This is a genomic window from Mycobacterium interjectum (assembly GCF_900078675.2).
GTDB lineage: Bacteria > Actinomycetota > Actinomycetes > Mycobacteriales > Mycobacteriaceae > Mycobacterium > Mycobacterium interjectum.
Map to the genome: position 1 here is coordinate 2,993,053 of NZ_LT546237.1, position 17,951 is coordinate 3,011,003.

Consider the following 17,951-nt stretch of genomic DNA (forward strand, 5'->3'; position numbering starts at 1 on the left):
TTGGAGCCTATCCGGAACAGATGTTTGTTTCAACGACCGCCGGCGGGCGCGGGGGTACGCGGCCGGCGGCGCACCTCCGCCGAGCGCAGCGCGGACCGGAACAACGGGCCGATGACGCCGGCGAGTTGATCCGGGCGCGCGATCGTGGCGTGCGCGGCGCTGCCGAAGACTCTGCGCAGCGACCGCACGTCGGTGCCCGCACCGATCGTCAGGCATACACAGCCGGTCCCCCGGCGGCGGGCCTCGGTCAGGGCGCGGCGCGCGTCGGCGGCGCCGTAGGCCCGTTCGTATCCGTGGTCATAGGCGAGCCCGTCGGACAGCACGACCAGCAGTCGCCGCGCCGTTCCCCCGCGCGCCTCCAAGACCGCCGAGCCGTGGCGGATGGCCGCACCGAGGCGGGAGTATGCGCCGGGTTCCAGGCTGTTCAGCCGCCTCATGACGCGGGAGTCGAGGTGGTCGTCGAACCGTTTCACCGGAATCATGCTGACCGCCTGCCGGCCCTGCGAGTAGTAGGCGTACAGCGCCACGCGGTCGCCCAGGTCATGCAGTGCGACGGCGAGATTGGCGACCGCCGCGCGCTGCTGCTGGTGCACCGTGCGGCCCACCGTTGCGGCCTCGGCCGCTGAGCCCGACACGTCGAGCAGCAGCAGCACCGACAGGTCCCGGCGGCGGCGCAGGCTGTCCAGGTAGACGGCCTCGTCGGGGACCGACCCGGCCCGCACCTCGACGCGGGCCTCCACCGCGGCGTCGATGTCGATGTCATCGCCCTGCGACTGACGATGGCGGCGGTGCAGCCCCATTCCCAGCCGCGAGAGCGGCCGCCGCACCCCGATGGCGGCGTCGATCTCCTGGGTCGCCTGCGCTTTGATCGTCGGCTCGACCTCGCGCACGGTGCACCACGCGGGCCGGTAGCCCTGGCGCCCGGCGTCCCACTCCGGATACCTCACGCCGTCCGCGGCCGCTGCGGCGCCCTCGTCGTTGATGTCCTGGGTCGAGGGCGACGCGAGCGACGACACGGCGTGCAGGCCGCGGATTCCCGAGTTCGTGCGATGCGTCGGGGTGTCCGCCCCCGGCGGTCCGCCGCCGCTGCCGGTCTTGCGCGCCGACGACAACATCTTCTTCAACCACTTGCCGATGAAGCCGCCCCCGCCCACCGGGCTGGTGAACAGGTCCGGATCGTCGGAATCGTCGGTCTCACCGTCATCGAGCTCCGCCAGTTCCCTCGCGCCCCGGCTGCGCGGCACGTGCCCGGGACTCGCCTGGTCCTGTTGTTCGGCCACGCGGCGCGCGGCCAGCACCTTCGCCGCACGGATCACGCCGAATCCAGCCGGCGGGTCGTCGATCCTCGCGCGCGCCTTGGCGATTCGCAGCGACGCCGCGGGTGAGTCGCTGCGGCTCGCCATCTCGCTGTCGGGCAACGACGCCAGCATGCCGGGGAGCAGGTCGCCGGCGGCGACCAGCGCGCGGTGCCCCTCGACCGCCAGGTAGCGCCGGGCCAACCGCGGATGACGGACGAGCGGACGCACGACGCCCGGGGCCAGGCTGCCCGCCGCGATCATCGATGCCTGTACGGCAACCGCTTCGAGTTGCGCGCGGCCTTCGGCGGCGGCATCGACGTAAATGGTCTGGCCGTCCGTCCAGGGGGGTTCGCCCGGTCGCAGCCCGGCGACCGCCGTGGCGCGGCCCGCCAGCGCGGACGCGAACATGCCCAGGGCCTGCAGCCGCTCGGCACGAGCGTCGTCCCCCACGCTCAACCTCCCTTTGACCAAATATCTGTTCCACCGTAGAGTCCGGCAAAATTGCAGTCAATCGGGAGACGCATGATCGACTTCACCGGCCAGGCGGCCGTGGTCACCGGGGCCGGTCGGGGGCTCGGCCGCCTTTACGCACTGGATTTGGCCCGCCGGGGCGCCGCGGTGGTGGTCAACGACCTCGGCGGTTCGATGCGTGGCGAGGGCGCCGACTCCGGCGTCGCCGACGAGGTGGTCGCCGAGATCACGACGGCGGGCGGCACGGCCGTCGCCTCGNTCGGGCTCAGCGAAGGCTGGCTGGCCGACCCCGAGAGCCGGCCGACGGCCGAAGACATCCAGGCGCACCTCGAGGAGATCTCGTCCACGGCGAAGTTCATCGTGCCCGCATCCATCGTCGACGAGGTACTGGAAGTGTGTGCGCGGCGCGGCATCAGCGCGATGCCGGGCAACGCGGACGTCGCTTTTCCGGAACCCCGTGGCGACTGACCGTTGTTGACCCGCTATCTGCTCAACCGTAAAGTCCGGAAAAATGGATTTCTCCTACCCCTCGGAAGTGGAACAGTTCCGCGCCGAGCTGCGCGACTGGCTGTCGGCGAACCTGACCGACGAGCTGGTGGCCGCGCGCAGGCCGGCCGGCCGCGACGACGCGGCAATCGAGCTGCTGCGGGCCTGGAGCCGGACGATGGCCGACGCGGGGTGGGCCGCGGTCTCCTGGCCGCGGGAGTACGGCGGCCGCGGAGCGACCGTTCTCGAACAGCTGATCTACACCGAGGAGACCACCCGCGCGCGGGCGCCGATGCCGCTCAACGTCATTGGGATGAACAACATCGCCCCCGCCATCATGCAGTACGGCACTGAAGACCAGAGGACAGCGCTGCTCCCCCGCATGATGCGTGCCGACGACATCTGGTGCCAGGGAATGTCGGAGCCCGAAGCTGGCTCCGATCTCGCCGCCTTGCGCACCCGCGCGGCGCGGGACGGTGACGACTTCGTCGTCAACGGCCAGAAGATCTGGACCTCGCTGGGGCATCGGGCGCACTGGTGTCAGCTGTACGTGCGCACCGACCCCGAAGCCCCGAAGCACAAGGGGATCTCCTGCCTCATCGTGGACATGGCGCTGCCCGGCATTGAGGTCCGGCCGCTCGTCACGCTCAACGGCGACACTGATTTCGCCGAGGTGTTTTTTCATGATGTGCGGGTGCCGGCCGACGCATTGCTGGGTCCGCTCAATGCGGGCTGGCAGGTCGCGACCACCACGCTCAGCCACGAGCGCGCGGGGGCGGCGCGGCTGTACGCGGAGATGCAGGTGAGGCTGGAAGAACTGGTGGACGACATCGCCACGCAAAGCGGTGCACTCGACGACCCCGTGATACTGCGGCGCCTCGGCGAAATCGCCGTCCGCATCAAGTATCTCGAGGTGCTCTGCCAGCGGTCGATCTCCGCGACCCTGCATGGCGGCGATCCGTTCGCGTCGGCCAGCCTCGCCAAGACCGTGTGGGGTGAGATTGGACAGGACATGGCCGTCCTGGCTTTCGACGTGCTCGGCACCGGAGGCGCCAACGCTGCGTGGGCCAACTACCGGCTCAGCTCCCGTTCGCTCACCATCGCGGGCGGAACGACCCAGATCAACAAGAACATCACCGCGCAGCGAGTGCTCGGGCTGCCGCGAAAATGAACCTCGAACTCACCGACGAGCAGGCCGCGCTGCGCGACACGACGCGGCGCTTTCTTGCTGAGAAGGCCCCGATTTCGGGACATGTGCGCGAGCTGCTCGACGACCAGACCGGCGTCGACGAAGCCGTCTGGCGCGGACTGGCCGATCTCGGGGTAACCGGGCTGCTGGTGCCGGAGGAACACGGCGGCGCCGGGATGACGATGGTCGAGGCCGGCGTGGTCGCAGAGGAGCTCGGCGCCGCACTGCACCCCGGCCCGTGGTTGTCGACCGCGGTCGCCGCGGCACGGACACTGACGCGGCTCCGCGGCGACGCCAGTGCCGCAACGATTCTGGCCGGGATCGCCGACGGGACCAGCATCGCCACGGTGGGCTTTCTCGATGAGGGCGCCGCCCGCGTCGAGGTGGCCGGGCAAGGACGCGACACCGTCCTGCGGGGCGAGATCGCCGGCGTGCCCGATGCAGCGGCGGCCGACACCTTGCTGGTGCTCGCCGGGGACCAGGCAAGCACCGGGCTTTTCGCATTAAGGACCGGCTCCGCCGGGATTTCGGTGACGCCGGAGCCCGGAATCGACCAGACCCGCAAGCGGTTCCGGGTCGATCTCGACGGCGCGTCCGCGCACCGGCTGGCCACGGCGCCGCCGGACGCCGTGGCGGCCATCGTCGACGACGTGCTCGTCGCGACGGCCGCCGACGCGCTCGGCGCGGCGCGCGCAGTTATGCACCTTGCCATCGAATACGCAAAAGTCAGAAAGCAATTCGGTCAGGTCATCGGTTCCTTCCAAGCGGTCCAACACCTCTGCGTCGACATGTATGAGACCGTCGAGCTCGCCCGCAGCGGCGTCATCCACGCGATCTGGGCGGCCGACAACGCCGGCGCCGAGGAGCGCCACCTATCCGCGTTGCGGGCCAAGGCCTTCGCGGGGCGGCTGGCCACCGTCGGCGACACCGCCATCCAGGTGTTCGGCGGCATCGGCTACACCTGGGAACACGATGCTCACCTCTATCTCAAGCGCCTGCTGAGCTGGAGCGGACTTCTTTCAGGGCCCGACCGCTACCTCACGGAACTTGGTGCGCGCCTTGCGAAGAGAGGCCGGCACTGATGGACATCGAGTACCTGCTCACCGCTACCCCGTCGGCGCGCAAGTCGCTCGACCTGAAGGCCACCGTCGACCTCGGGGACATCCGGGATTGCCTGCGCATCGGTTTGCAGGCGGCCAACGGCTCCAACCAACAGTCCTGGCGGTGGCTGGTGATCGCCGACCCCTCGTTGCGGGCCCGGATCGCCGCGCTGTACCGCGNCCGTCCCCGCGGCCCGCTCCGCCGCCGCGTTCAGCCACAACGCATACGGCGCCGCCGCGGCCGCCATCGCCGTCGACGCGGGGCCCGACCACGGCCCCGCGGTCAGCTGGGTTATCACCGAATGAAACGACGAGGCCGAGGCCTGCAACTCCTGGGCCAACCCGTCCCACGCCCGCGCTGCCGTGAACAAGGGCGTCGTTCCCGCGCCGGTGAAGATCCGCGCCGAGTTGATTTCCGGTGGCAACCAAGAAAAGTCCAGGACCATCGCAACCCCCCTACGCGCCCGGCCGCATCGACGGCTTACTTGTCATCCACATATAACAGTCGCCTATCGATATAGTCGTCTATGGCGATTATTTCTACTATGTGCGGAATGGTAGGCGCATCGGACGCAGAAGTCTGCCCTTTCGCCAATTCTTGGCTGAGTCCAGGCACTTGTACGAGCCGCCGGGCGACGCGTCGGCGGCACCGCGGGAGCGATTGCCGGCGCAGTGGGCGCCTCCGTGCCGCCGGTCTACGCCCGTGGTCGCACGCGGCCTCCGCGTGGGCCGCAGCCTCTAGAATGGGACCGCAACGGCTTTATGCAGGGCGTTTGTGGCGTGTGGTCTGATAGCCTCTAACAAATATTTGGTTCGCGCGAGAGGACGAATGCGCATGTTTGCGAAGCCGCAATCGTCCGGATCTGCACACCGCTGATCATGGCGAAAGCGGAGCCATTGCGCGTCAGCGCCGCCGACGACTCCGGGACGCGCCGAACCGAGATCCTGCAGACCGCGGCTTCGTTGATCGCCTCGTCCGGACTGCGCACGTCGCTGCAGGAAATCGCCGATGCGGCAGGCATTCTTCCCGGCAGCCTGTACCACCATTTCGCGTCCAAGGAAGCGATCCTCATCGAGTTGATCCACCGTTACCAGGAGGATCTCAACCGCATCGGACAAACGGCGCAGGCGAAACTGGATGAACCCGACTCGCGACCCGCTTCGGAGAAGATCCTCGAGCTGGGAAAGGCGATCGCCAACTGCGCGGTGCGACACGGCGCCGCCCTGCAGATGTCGTTCTACGAGGGGCCGAACGACGATCCGGAGCTGATGAAGCTGACGCGGGAGGCACCCAACGCCGTGCAGGAGGCGATGCTGCAGACGCTGCGCGCCGGCAGGTGGAGCGGCTACATCAAACCCGACATCGACCTGCCCACGCTGGCCGACCGGATCTGCCAGACGATGCTGCAGGTCGGGCTCGCCGTCATGCGGCACAATTCTGCGGCCGACCAGGTGGCCGGGTTGCTGTGCCGAATCATCTTGGACGGGTTGGCGGCCCGGCCACCCACCGATGCGGCGTTGGATCGGTCCAACGCCTTCGCGGCCGCCCGCGACGTCATCGACACGTGGGCCGACGACGGCGAAACGGACTCTGATGACAAGGCGGCCCGCGTCCTCTCGGTGGCACGAACCGAGTTCGGTCGCCGAGGGTACGAGGTGACGACCATCCGGGACATCGCGTCCGCGGCCGGCCTCGGCACCGGGACGGTGTATCGGGTGATCGGGTCCAAGGACGAACTCCTCGCCTCGATCATGGAGTCCTTCGGGCGCAAGGTCGAGGCCGGTTGGGTCGGCGTCCTGCGCTCGGACTCGACGGCCGTCGAGAAGCTCGACGCCCTCAGCTGGGTCAACGTCAACGCGCTGGACCGGTTCTCCGACGAGTTCAGGATTCAGCTGGCCTGGATGCGGCAATCGCCGCCGGACACCCCCAACCCCGGCTGGCTGTACGCCACCCGACTGCGGCAGATGAAATCGCTGCTCTCCGAAGGGATCCAGTCGGGGGAGATCAGCATCGACGCCCCGTCCATCACGATGCTGGCACGCTGCGTCATCGGCCTGCAGTGGATACCGGAGAACATCCTGCGCGCCGTGGGGAAACGCGCGGCGCTGGTGCATGTCCGAGACACGGTCCTGCGCGGAGCCGCGGTTCGGGGCAGTTAGGTATTGAACCTAATAACTGTTACCCATACAGTTGGGCGGTTAGAACCGGATTGGCAGTGAACGAGAAGGGGCTTTCCATGACTATCGTCGATCGGTTGCGCTACGACGGCAAACGGGCTCTCGTCGTTGGCGGCGCCACCGGGATGGGCGCGGCGGCGGCCAAGTCGGCGGCCGAGCTCGGCGCCGAAGTCATCGTGATGGACTACGCGCCGGTGAACTACGACGTCGCCAAGTCCATCCAGGTGGACCTGCGCGACCCGGCCTCGATCGACGCCGCGATCGAGCAGTTGGACGGTCCGATCCACGCACTGTTCTCGGCCGCCGGCATCGCCGACGGAACGACCGACCTGATGGCGATCAACTTCATCGGCCACCGCCACCTCATCGGCCGCCTGCTCGAGAAGAACCGGCTTCCCTCGGGCTCGGCGATCTGCTTCATCTCGTCGGTGGCCGGCATGGGCTGGGAGAACGACCTGGAGCTGCTGACGGAGTTCCTCGCCACGCCGGACTTCGCGGCCGCCCAAGAGTGGGTCAAGGCGCACGAAGCGGAGGGCATCATCCACTACGGCTTTTCCAAGAAGGTCGTCAACGCCTACGTGGCGACGCAGGGCTACCCGCTGCTGAAGAAGGGCATCCGGATCAATGCGATCTGCCCGGGTCCCACCGACACCCCGCTGGCCCAGGCCAATGCCGACCTCTGGCTCACCTTCGCGCAGGACTACCGCGACGAGACCGGCTCCAAGGTGCACACGCCCGAGCAGATGGGCGACGTGATGGCGTTCCTGAACAGCGCCGCCGCCTTCGGCATCAACGGGATCACCCTGCTAGTGGATTACGGCCACACGATGGCGTCGCTGACCGGCGCCTACCCGCCCGGCAAGCCGATCATCGACCTGATCATGGGCCGGGTGAAGCTCTAAAAGGCAGGTGCGCCGGTACCTTCGGTTGGTATGGCACGCATCGTCGTCATCGGCGGACACGGCAAGGTCGGGCTGCAGCTGGCCCGGGTCCTGACCGACCGCGGCGACGAGGTCACTTCGGTGTTCCGCAACCCCGACCAGGCCGACGACGTCGCGGCGACCGGCGCGACACCGGCGGTCGCCGACATCGAGCGGCTCGACACCGACGCGCTGGCCGGCCTGCTGGCCGGTCACGACGCGGTCGTCTTCTCCGCGGGAGCGGGCGGCGGTAACCCAGCGCGGACGTTCGCCGTCGACCGCGACGCCGCGATCCGGGTGATCGATGCCGCCGCGCGGGCGGGCCTCAAGCGGTTCGTGATGGTGTCCTACTTCGGCGCGGGGCCGGATCATGGTGTGCCAAGCGAGAACTCGTTCTTCCCCTATGCGGAGGCCAAGGCGGCCGCCGATGCGCACCTGCGGGCCAGCGGCCTGCAGTGGACCGTGCTGGGACCGGGCCGTCTGACGCTGGAGCCGGCCACCGGACGCATCGCCTTGGGCCAGGGCAAGGGCGAGGTCTCGCGCGCCGACGTCGCCCTCGTCGCGGCGGCCGCACTCGCGGACGACTCGACCGTCGGGCGAACCATCGACTTCAACAACGGTGACACCCCCATCGCCGAAGCACTGGGCACATGAAGCTCGCCGACTGCCCGGTCTTTCCGGCCGAGGCGGGAACCGCCCTCAGCACGGACCGCGGCTTGGGTTGGCACCTGGCGCGACAGGCCGGTCCGGTTTTGCGAGATCCGGTGGCCAACTGGGTGTTTGTCGTGGGGCGAGAAGAAGTGTTGGCGCATCTGGACGATCCGAGAATGGATCGCGCCCGCGCTGTGCCCGACCGCGATCTCGAGGTCCACCAGCAGCTCTTCGCGCCGAAATCAGCCCACGACATTGCGGCGGCAATGCGTCCGATCGCAGCCGCGCTGATCGATCGTTTCGTCGCCGCTGGTGGGGGTGACGCGGTGGCCGATGTGACCGCGCCGATGGCCGCCGCCCTTTTCGACATCGTGGCGCGCCTGAGGTTGTTGCCCGCCGGGCACCTTGCCGGGCAGTCCGGCCACGTCTTCGCCGAGGCCTGCCGCAACCTGTTCAAACACGCCGGCTGGCACCTGCTCGAGTTGGCACGCCTGCCCGAATTGAGCGACCTGCTTCGACGTCAGCCTGAGCTGATCGGCGGGTTCGTCGAAGAGGTCCTCCGGTTGGAGCCGATGGTGCAGGGCTGCCAACGCTTTACGACCCAGCCGACGACCGTCGGTGCCGTCGAGCTGCCGGCCGGCATGGTGGTGATGTTGTGCATCGCCGCGGTGCAGCGGGACGGCAGCGACGCCATGTCCACCGATGATCTGGTGATTGGCGTTAGGGCGCACCGGCATTGGAGTCTGGGCGCGGGGTCGATGCGGTGCCGAGGCGGGCACATCGTCCGGCAGGTGTTGCGCGTGCTGGTTGAGGAGTGGGTCGACCGGGCCGGGCATATCGGGCTGGTTCCCGGTTTCCGGCCGACGGCCGGGTTCCCGCGGACCGAGAGCTCGCTGTGGCTGCCGCAGCTGCCGCTGGCGCCGAGGGCTTAGTACCGCCGCCTAGGGCTGCGCGGGACCGGGCGCAGGCGCCTTCCCCGACATACATTGCTGAAACTCCGGACTACCGGGGGCGAAATTGAAGCCACAGTTGCAATCGCGAGCGTCCTTGGGCGGGAGCGAGTTGCAAAAGTCGCTGTCGGCCGAGGCCGACGGCGCGGCCCCGAGCGCACCGGCGGCCAAGGCCGCCGCAGCGCCGAACGTGGCCATCAACAGTCTCGTCTTCATGGTGGGATTCCTTTTCTAGCGTTGAGAGCATTTGTATCAGCGCGGACGGTCCCGCGCAGTACTTGACGGCCTTCACCGCGACGGTCGACGCGGTAAACTCCGCTGCGCAGCTGGTTTGCCGTCGCCGCAACCGTGGCGCCGGCATCGAGCGGGGCATGTTACGCATGCCCCGCGAGAGGGAACCCGGTGGAAGTCCGGGACTGTCCCGCAGCGGTGAGCAGGAACGACCGCCGTCACACGCACTGATCGAAGGATTGGGAAGCAACGGCCAGTAGGAGCACCGCCCGGTGCGCGCCTGCGAGTCCGAAGACCTGCCGGCTGTGCCGGGCGCGCCGCGTCCGGCGGCTCATCGCCTCGTGGAATGGGCGTTCGGTCGTTGCTTCGGCTGCGCGTCCGGCGGCGGTGAACCACCCGTCGAGTGTTAGGACGACAAAGTGATCACCTCTCAACCATTCACCGCCACGGTTACCGGCTCCCCGCGCATCGGCCCGAAGCGCGAACTCAAGCGCGCCACCGAGGGTTACTGGGCCGGCCGGACCAGTCGGGCCGAGCTGGAATCCGTCGCCACCGATCTGCGCCGCGACACGTGGTCCGGGCTGGCCGCCGCCGGCCTGGACTCGGTCCCGGTGAACACCTTCTCGTATTACGACCAGATGCTCGACACGGCGGTGATGCTCGGCGCGCTGCCGGCCAGGGCCACGCGGGTTTCCGACGATCTGGACCGCTACTTCGCCGTGGCCCGTGGCAACCCCGATGTCGCGCCGCTGGAGATGACGAAGTGGTTCGACACCAACTACCACTACCTGGTTCCCGAGATCGAACCCGCCACCAAGTTTTCGCTGAACCCCGACAAGGTGCTCTCCGAGCTGAAGGAGGCGCTGCAGCAAGGGATTCCCGCGCGCCCGGTCGTCATCGGGCCGATCACCTTCCTGCTGCTCAGCAAGGCCGTCAACGGCGGCGGCGCGCCGATCGAGCGGCTTGAAGAGCTGGTGCCGATCTACTCGGAGTTGCTCGGTTCGCTCGCCGACAGCGGGGCGTGGTGGGTGCAGTTCGATGAGCCCGCGCTCGTCACCGACATCTCCCCCGACGCGCCCGCGCTGGCCGAGGCGGCGTACAACGCGCTGGGCGCGGTGAGCAACCGGCCCGCCATCTACGTCGCCACCTACTTCGGCGACCCCGGCGGCTCGCTGGCGGGGCTGGCCCGCACGCCCGTCGAGGCGATCGGTGTCGACCTGGTCGCCGGCGCGGACACCGCGGTCGCGGGCATCCCGGAACTGTCCAGTAAGCTGCTCGTGGCCGGCGTCGTCGACGGGCGCAACGTGTGGCGCACGGATCTGGAAGCGGCGCTGGGCAAGCTGGCCACCCTGCGGGGTTCGGCTGGTGCGGTTGCGGTTTCGACGTCGTGCTCGACAATGCACGTTCCGTATTCGCTCGAGCCCGAAGCCGAACTCGACGACAACCTGCGCAGCTGGCTGGCGTTCGGGGCCGAAAAGGTGGGCGAGGTCGTCACCCTCGCGCGCGCACTGCGGGACGGGCGTGACGCCGTCGCCGAGGAGATCGCGGCGTCCGACGCCGCCGTGGCGTCGCGCAAGGGCGATCCGCGGCTGCACGACGATCAGATTCGGGCGCGCATCGACTCGATCGTCGCGTCGGGCGCGCACCGCGGCGACGCGGAGCAGCGACGCGCCAGCCAGGAGGCGCGGCTGCACCTGCCGCCGCTGCCCACCACCACCATCGGCTCGTACCCGCAAACCTCCGCAATCCGCAAGGCGCGCGCGGCGTTTCGGGCCGGCGAGATCGACGAGGCGGAGTACATCGCCAAGATGCGCCAGGAGATCGCCGACGTCGTCAAGCTGCAGGAGGAGCTCGGCCTCGACGTGCTGGTGCACGGCGAGCCGGAGCGCAACGACATGGTGCAGTACTTCGCCGAGCAGCTGCAGGGGTTCTTCGCCACCCAGAACGGCTGGGTGCAGAGCTACGGCAGCCGCTGCGTGCGTCCGCCGATCCTCTACGGCGACGTGTGGCGACCGCACCCGATGACCGTCGAGTGGATCAGCTACGCCCAGTCCCTGACCGACAAGCCGGTGAAGGGCATGTTGACGGGGCCCGTCACGATCCTGGCCTGGTCGTTCGTGCGCGACGACCAGCCGCTGGCCGACACCGCCAACCAGGTGGCGCTCGCCATTCGCGACGAGACGGTGGACCTGCAGGCCGCCGGGATCGCCGTCATCCAGGTCGACGAGCCGGCGCTGCGCGAGCTGCTGCCGTTGCGCCGCGCCCAGCAGGAGGACTATTTGCGTTGGGCCGTGGGGGCTTTCCGCCTGGCCACGTCCGGCGTCGGCGACTCGACGCAGATTCACACCCACCTGTGCTACTCGGAATTCGGCGAGGTGATCGGGGCGATCGCCGACCTGGACGCCGACGTCACCTCCATCGAGGCGGCCCGCTCGCACATGGAGGTGCTCGACGACCTGAACTCCGTCGGCTTCGCCAACAGCGTGGGACCGGGCGTCTACGACATTCACTCGCCGCGGGTGCCGAGCGTCGACGAGATGGCCCGCTCGCTGCGCGCAGCGCTGCGAGCCGTTCCGCCGCAACGGCTTTGGGTCAACCCCGACTGCGGTCTCAAGACGCGCAACGCCGACGAGGTGACCGCGTCGCTGCGCAACATGGTCGCGGCGGCGCGGCAGGTGCGGGCGGGCGCTTAGCCCCGCGAGCGGACGCGGTTAATCAAGGACCTGGACCGGCACGTCGTCGGCCCAGGGCTGCCGGGTCACCATGTCGGCGACCCGCACGATGCCGCGCTCGAACTCGCCGGTCGCGGCGTCCACCAGCCGATAGGCCTGGGTCTGTTTGTGGATGGGCTGCGCGTCGAGCAGCACGACGCGCACCTCACCCGGCTCGAAGTGGCAGCGCTGCTGCATGGCGGTGATGAGCTGCTCGTTGTGCATGTGGCCGTCGCCGAAGTTCCAGCCGATCGCGGTGCTGCAGATCCGTTCGCCGTCGGTGATGACGTAGTCGTCCTCGTTCTGCCCCGCCATGGCGCGGTGGGCCAGCGTGAACAGGGCTCGGCCATGGGTGTTGAACCCGCGGAACGCGTACCCCATGAAGATCGGTATCTGGGCCGCTTCCGGGCTGCCGTAGAACCGCTCCAGCTGGGCCTGCGGCATGCTCGCGATCGCGATGATGCCCCGCCCGATCTTCTCGTTGGCCGATCCCTTGATGCACCACAGCGTCGTGTCCCAATTGCCGGCGTAGTAGCGCATCCCCGGCAGGAAGGAGATCTTGCGCGGAAACATGTTGCCCAGCACCACGATTCCCGCGATCACGACGAACAGGATCGCGACCAGCACCGGATGCTTCAGGTCGGTCAACCCCAGGCGGGCGTGCGCGACGAACAACGACAGCACACCGAAGATCATGAAGACGTTCCACTCCAGCGGCACGCCCATCGGGATCGACACGAGGATGCCGAGGTGAAAGCACACCATCACGATCGCGGCCACCGTCGTCGGCCAGCCGCCGTGGCAGAAGAACAGCGGCAGCGGCACCAGCATCTCGATGGCGGTGCTCACGTGGGCCACGAACCGCGACAGCCGGCCGGGCCGTAGGTCGTCGGGAAACTTCTCGAAGAAACGCCGCTTCAGCCACCGGGGCCGCATCAGCGGGTTGTTGGACATCATCGTCGAGATCACGAACGGGAAGTGCTTGTTGAGCTTCGAGGTCGCCGCCCCCATCCAGATGACCAGGAACACCACCTTGGACCCGACGATCATGTCGGGCCCGCCGAAGAGGAAGGTCACCGCCATCGTCGCGTAAACCTCGCCGCGCGCGGCCAGGAAGATCACCTTGTCGCGCAGCCCCGCCAGACCGAGGAACAGCAAGATCCACACGATCTGCCACGTCGGCAGCAGCCCCACCCTGGTGCCCAGCTCCGGCACCGGGCCGGTGCCGTCGGAGAACAACGCCCACAGCGTCATAAACAGCAGCGCCGCGTACAAGAAGACGTCCATCGGCCGGCGGGCGCTGCCCTTGGTGAACGGAACGCGGTCGGGCCACGGTGGCAGCCGGATGGTGCCGAACCGCATCCAGTACAGGATCGAGCCCAACGGCGGGAAGAACCGGTTGTTTAGCGGCCCAAAGCCGCAACCCAGCCCGACCACCTCGAACAGCATCGTGTACAGCACGACCTTCTCGAAGACGATCGGCTCGGACCACCAGTGCGCGACGTTGGTGAACCCCCCGAGTCCCCCGGTGGCCGAGGCGAACAGCCACCCGCCCAGGATGTACAGGAGGATCTTGACGACGTAGAACAGGTGCAGGGCGACCGGCGTGCCGAAGCCCACCTCGGCCCAGTGCCGGGCCATCGGACGGATCTTCTCGCTGCGGGTGCCCTTGTTCCATTCCGCCATGTCGAGCTGAGGCAGCTCGGGCTTGAGAAATCCCATGGTTTGACAGATTAGAACGCGTTCTAGGCCCGTGGCTCGGATAGGGGCAAAGAATCCTTTGCCCGCGAGTTAATGCCCGGATAACGTGAAGTCGCCAGGAGAACTCCGCCATGAACAGACTTCGCTTCCTCGTCGCGGCGCTGATAGCGGCCGTCGCACCGGTGGCCGGCGGCGGTGTCGCCCGCGCCGACGCCCCCGGGCCGGGTGACGCCTGCACGGTGCTGCACGCCACCACCCAGGACGCCAACGGCCGGACGATGTGGTGCAACCCGACCATGACCGGCAACCACAGCCTGGTGTGGCAGTACGGCGGGCCGTCCACCCCTTAGCGGCGTCGCCGGAAAGCCATGCCGTCATATCGTGGCGCGGCGACTCGCTGCGGAATAAGATGCCTTCGTCTCAATGAGCTTGCCCGCAAGATTGTTCTGCTACGAGGGAAGTCATGCTCAAACTATTCCGGAGCAGACTGTCGGCGGTGGCGATTATCGTTGTTTTCACCGTTGCATCATGCTGTTCGCCTTCCGAGCGGGCAGATGCTTGTGCAGGCCCGTCCGAGGAGACGACGACGCAGCCCGCTGCCGACACGGACGCGGACTCGGGTATGGACAGCATGCGAGGGACGAAAAAGCCGACCCAGACTTGTCCCCTATCCAGCCTGGCCGAGGATGATCCGGCGCCGCCGCCGTTATACCCCTTTATCGGAACCGCGCATTGGCCCGTGCCCGTGCCGTCGAGCCAGCCGTATTTTGATCAGGGCTTACAATTCTTCTTCGCGTTCAACAATCGTGAGTCCTTGAGAGCGTTCCGCGCAGCGGCCGATGAGGCCGAGAATGCTGGCATTCGTTGCTCGGCGTGCTACTGGGCCCAAGCGCTGCCGCTTGGCGTAGACATCAATATGCCCAAACAATCGGAGCCTGACCGGAAGGCCGCGAGAGAGGCGCTCCACCGCGCCATAGATGCGAATCCGAGTGCTAAAGACTGGGAGATCATCCGGGCTTTGTTCGAACGCTACCAGGATTGCACTGTTAAGGACGAAAAGGAATGCCAACGGGTTCGCAACCAAGCCTATTACCGCGGGATGAAAAGAGTGCGTGACGAGTTCGGCAGCGATGACACCAATGTCATGACGCTTTTCGCTGACTCGGCCATGAACCTGACGCCTTGGAATTACTGGGACAAAAACGGAAAACTGATCACCGAGTGGAGCGGGCCGCTCACGGAGGCACAGACTTCTCTCAAGGAGGCTTTGGACTTTGGCCGGTACCCGCAAAACGAAGGGCCCATCCACTGGTATATCCACCTCATGGAAGGGTCACGCACGCCGGGCGCGGCGAAACCATATGCGGGCCTGTTAGCGTCATTGGCACCGAATGCAGGTCACCTGGTCCACATGCCGTCCCACATCTACTACCGCATCGGGGACATGCAGGACGCGATCTGGGCCAACAAAAAAGCCATCGAGGCGGACGAAGCGTATTTTGCCAAGGAGCCGGATTTGTATCGCCCGGACGACGATCGCTATAGGTATGACTATTACCTCCACAATATTCATTTCCTACTCGCCGCTGCGGTGTTGAGCGGCGACACTCAGGACGTCAATCCTTACGCGGAGAAGCTGTTGAGATCGGCGCCCGGCGAAGGGAAGGGAAGCGGTGCGGACAGATACAGAACCATCTATTACCTCGCAAGGATGAATTTCACCAGTACGGGGGATATTCGTAACTTCCGGGGACCGGATTCTTTCGACCAGCAGCCGCTCGCAAATCTTGCCTATGACTACGCGCAGCTGATGGCGGATATCTGGGACGGAAATCGTTCCAGTAAATGGGTCGGCAAATTCGGCAACGACCTCGCACAATATCGCAAGAACAAGGGCGAACAGAACGAGAACTGCGATCCTCCCGCAGCCGGCGTCCAACTCCCTAGGGATTGGAAAGGCCTGTGCCTGGCCGCGATCCTCAATGAGCTGGGACAGGCGCGGATCGCCGGCTCGGAAGCCAAGTGGAACGAAGCGGTTGACCATGCGGACCGCGCGAGGGTGATCCAGGACGCCCTGCCCTATAAGGAGCTTCCCGTATGGCTCTATCCCGCGCGCCAAACCCTGGCCTCCGTCCTGATCCGGAGGGCGGATTCGGCCCGACACGACCTGGACACGGCCAAGCAGCTGCTGTTGGAGAGCTTGAATAAGCTCCCGGGCGCCGATCCCGACCAAATCCCGACGGGAACTTTTCCCGGAAACGGCTGGGCTTACTACGGGCTGTGGGAGATCGCGAACAAGATCAGCCCGGCTGACGTTAATCAGGCCACGGCGGATCTCGAAGCCCATTGGTTCGGGACCGACGAATTCCGAAACCTCGAACGCATGTAGGTCGGCGGCTACCCTCCTCGCAGCCGCGCCGCTCGAGTGTGCGCTGACGGCTTTGCGTGTGCGCCCAGGGCGGCGACACGCCGCGGCGGCGTCGCCCAGGATTCACAGTCAAAGCCAAGGCGGCGCAACTTAACTCACCCGAAGATGCCCGGCGGGATCGTCGGCGCGCGGCCCAGCAGCCGCGGGTCGATCACCACGTTCAGCGCGTCTACCGTGTCAAGGTCGGGCAGGGCCTCTACGGCGGACAGGAACCTGCGCTGCTCAGCCGGGTCCACCACACCGTCGGCCAGCTCGGTGAACTTCTGCACGTACTGCGGCCGGCGGAAGGGGCGGGCGCCCAACGGGTGGGCGTCGGCCACGGCCAGCTCGTCGCGGATCACCTCGCCGCTGGTGAGCGTCACCTCAGCGCGCGCCCCGAACGCCTTCTCCGCCGGATCCGACGCGTGGTAGCGGCGCGTCCACTCCGGGTCCTCGACGGTGGAGATCTTGCGCCACAGTTCGACGGTGTCCGCCCGGTGCGCGCGCTCCGGAGCGTAGGAGCGCTCATGATGCCAGGTGCCGTCCTGCAGCGCGACGGCGAAGATGTACGGCAGCGAGTGGTCGAGCGTTTCGCGTGACGCGTCGGGGTCGAACTTCTGCGGATCTCCGGATCCGGTCCCGATGACCACATCGGTGTGATTGCTGGTGTGCAGCACGATGGCCGCGACCTGGTCGAGGTCGCCGATCCGCCGCCGCAGCCGCCGGGCCAGGTCGATCGGCGCCTGGCTCTGGTACTCCGCCGAGTGCTCCTTGGTGTAGCTGTCCAGGATGGCGCGCTTGGGTTCGCCGGGAGCCGGCAAGGGCACGCGGTATTCGCGCCCGGGCCCACCCAGCAGCCGGGCGATCACCCCGTCCTCGCCCTCCCAGATCGGGGCCGGCGACCGTTCGCCGCGCATCGCCCGGTCCACAGCCTCGATGGCCGTCTTGCCGGCGTGCGCCGGCGCGAACGCCTTCCAGCTCGAGATCGAGCCCTTACGCGATTGGCGGGTGCTGGTGGTCAGGTGCAGCGCCTGCCCGATCGCCTGGTAGATGGTCTCGGTGTCCAGCCGCAGCATGGTGCCGATGCCGGCCGCCACCGAGGGCCCGAGATGCGCGACGTGGTCAATCTTGTGCTCGTGCAGGCAGATTCCGCGAGTCAGGTCGATCTGGACCTCGTACGCGGTGGCCACGCCGCGGATCAGGTCGGCGCCGCGCACGCCGAGCTGCTGCGCCACCGCGACGAGCGGGGGGATGTTGTCGGCGGGGTGGGAGTACTCCGCGGCCAAGAATGTGTCGTGGAAGTCGAGCTCGCGCACCGCGACGCCGTTGGCCCACGCCGCCCATTCCGCCGAGTAGGCGCCGGCGACACCGAAGACCCCGGCCCCCGGCCGCCCGGGATGGCACAGCGCCTGCCGGCGGGCCACGGCGACAGGCCGGCGCAGCACCGCCGCCGCGCTGACCGCGGCGTTGTCGATGATCCGGTTGGCCACCATCTCCGCCGTTTCCGGCTCGACGGCGACCGGATCTGCGGCGACGTCGGCGATCTTGGCGGCCAGGTGCTCGCCACGGGGGATGTCCTCGGCGCTGCGCCGCGCCCGGACCGTATGCATCAGCATGATCGGCACACTATGCAACGCCGGTTGCGCCCGATATTCGAA

General features: G+C 67.6%; 13 protein-coding genes, 3 pseudogenes and 1 riboswitch. Of the genes and pseudogenes, 12 read left to right on the plus strand and 4 right to left on the minus strand.

Annotated elements, in window-relative coordinates:
• Window positions 1-29 precede the first annotated feature (29 nt).
• A complete protein-coding gene (locus BN4348_RS48705) occupies window positions 30-1,748 on the minus strand; it encodes a nitric oxide reductase activation protein NorD (protein WP_066915028.1) in 1,719 nt (572 codons plus the stop codon).
• Window positions 1,749-1,820: 72 nt separating this feature from the next.
• Here BN4348_RS48705 and BN4348_RS63150 point away from each other — a divergent pair.
• The 4 genes and pseudogenes from BN4348_RS63150 to BN4348_RS61735 form a co-directional block, all read left to right on the plus strand.
• Window positions 1,821-2,027, plus strand: a pseudogene (locus BN4348_RS63150) (short-chain dehydrogenase); the annotation flags it as partial.
• A 253-nt stretch (window positions 2,028-2,280) separates the two neighbouring features.
• Window positions 2,281-3,426, plus strand: coding sequence for an acyl-CoA dehydrogenase family protein (locus tag BN4348_RS48715; protein ID WP_066915032.1), 1,146 nt, complete (start codon window positions 2,281-2,283; stop codon window positions 3,424-3,426).
• Window positions 3,423-4,526 (plus strand): acyl-CoA dehydrogenase family protein, encoded by a 1,104-nt coding sequence (locus BN4348_RS48720; protein WP_066915034.1) that lies wholly within the window; start codon window positions 3,423-3,425, stop codon window positions 4,524-4,526. Before BN4348_RS48715 ends, BN4348_RS48720 begins: the two co-directional genes overlap by 4 nt.
• A pseudogene (locus BN4348_RS61735) lies at window positions 4,526-4,723 on the plus strand (nitroreductase family protein); the annotation flags it as partial. The gene BN4348_RS48720 and the pseudogene BN4348_RS61735, both read left to right, overlap by 1 nt.
• 12 nt (window positions 4,724-4,735) lie before the next feature.
• On the opposite strand, the pseudogene BN4348_RS61740 reads toward BN4348_RS61735, so the two are convergent.
• Window positions 4,736-4,990: pseudogene (locus BN4348_RS61740) on the minus strand (PPE domain-containing protein); the annotation flags it as partial.
• A 433-nt stretch (window positions 4,991-5,423) separates the two neighbouring features.
• Here BN4348_RS61740 and BN4348_RS48730 point away from each other — a divergent pair.
• The 6 genes from BN4348_RS48730 (at window position 5,424) to metE (ending at window position 12,167) form a co-directional block, all read left to right on the plus strand.
• Window positions 5,424-6,704 carry a TetR/AcrR family transcriptional regulator gene (locus tag BN4348_RS48730; RefSeq protein ID WP_066915040.1) on the plus strand — a complete coding sequence of 427 codons (1,281 nt, stop codon included), beginning with the start codon at window positions 5,424-5,426 and terminating at the stop codon, window positions 6,702-6,704.
• Window positions 6,705-6,781: 77 nt separating this feature from the next.
• Window positions 6,782-7,624 carry an SDR family oxidoreductase gene (locus BN4348_RS48735; protein ID WP_066915083.1) on the plus strand — a complete coding sequence of 281 codons (843 nt, stop codon included), beginning with the start codon at window positions 6,782-6,784 and terminating at the stop codon, window positions 7,622-7,624.
• A gap of 30 nt (window positions 7,625-7,654) precedes the next feature.
• Window positions 7,655-8,296, plus strand: a complete 642-nt coding sequence (locus BN4348_RS48740; protein ID WP_066915042.1) for an SDR family oxidoreductase — start codon at window positions 7,655-7,657, stop codon at window positions 8,294-8,296.
• Window positions 8,293-9,225 (plus strand): cytochrome P450, encoded by a 933-nt coding sequence (locus BN4348_RS48745; RefSeq protein WP_066915044.1) that lies wholly within the window; start codon window positions 8,293-8,295, stop codon window positions 9,223-9,225. The genes BN4348_RS48740 and BN4348_RS48745 overlap by 4 nt, the downstream gene beginning before the upstream one ends.
• A 130-nt stretch (window positions 9,226-9,355) precedes the next feature.
• Window positions 9,356-9,478 carry a hypothetical protein gene (locus tag BN4348_RS62220; RefSeq protein ID WP_264033626.1) on the plus strand — a complete coding sequence of 41 codons (123 nt, stop codon included), beginning with the start codon at window positions 9,356-9,358 and terminating at the stop codon, window positions 9,476-9,478.
• Window positions 9,479-9,607: 129 nt separating this feature from the next.
• Window positions 9,608-9,774: riboswitch (cobalamin riboswitch) on the plus strand.
• Between the two features lie 122 nt (window positions 9,775-9,896).
• On the plus strand, window positions 9,897-12,167 hold the full coding sequence (metE, locus tag BN4348_RS48750) for a 5-methyltetrahydropteroyltriglutamate--homocysteine S-methyltransferase (protein ID WP_066915084.1): 2,271 nt from the start codon (window positions 9,897-9,899) through the stop codon (window positions 12,165-12,167).
• A gap of 18 nt (window positions 12,168-12,185) precedes the next feature.
• Here metE and BN4348_RS48755 read toward each other — a convergent pair whose 3' ends face one another.
• Entirely contained in the window at window positions 12,186-13,907 is a 1,722-nt protein-coding gene (locus tag BN4348_RS48755; protein WP_066915046.1) for a DUF3556 domain-containing protein, read from the minus strand.
• Window positions 13,908-14,017: 110 nt separating this feature from the next.
• Between BN4348_RS48755 and BN4348_RS48760 the strand changes: the two genes are divergently transcribed.
• On the plus strand, window positions 14,018-14,236 hold the full coding sequence (locus tag BN4348_RS48760) for a hypothetical protein (protein ID WP_066915049.1): 219 nt from the start codon (window positions 14,018-14,020) through the stop codon (window positions 14,234-14,236).
• Window positions 14,237-14,349: 113 nt separating this feature from the next.
• A complete protein-coding gene (locus BN4348_RS48765) occupies window positions 14,350-16,275 on the plus strand; it encodes a hypothetical protein (protein WP_235852786.1) in 1,926 nt (641 codons plus the stop codon).
• A 134-nt stretch (window positions 16,276-16,409) separates the two neighbouring features.
• On the opposite strand, the gene prpD is transcribed toward BN4348_RS48765, so the two are convergent.
• On the minus strand, window positions 16,410-17,909 hold the full coding sequence (prpD, locus tag BN4348_RS48770) for a 2-methylcitrate dehydratase PrpD (RefSeq protein ID WP_096866306.1): 1,500 nt from the start codon (window positions 17,907-17,909) through the stop codon (window positions 16,410-16,412).
• Window positions 17,910-17,951: the final 42 nt, after the last annotated feature.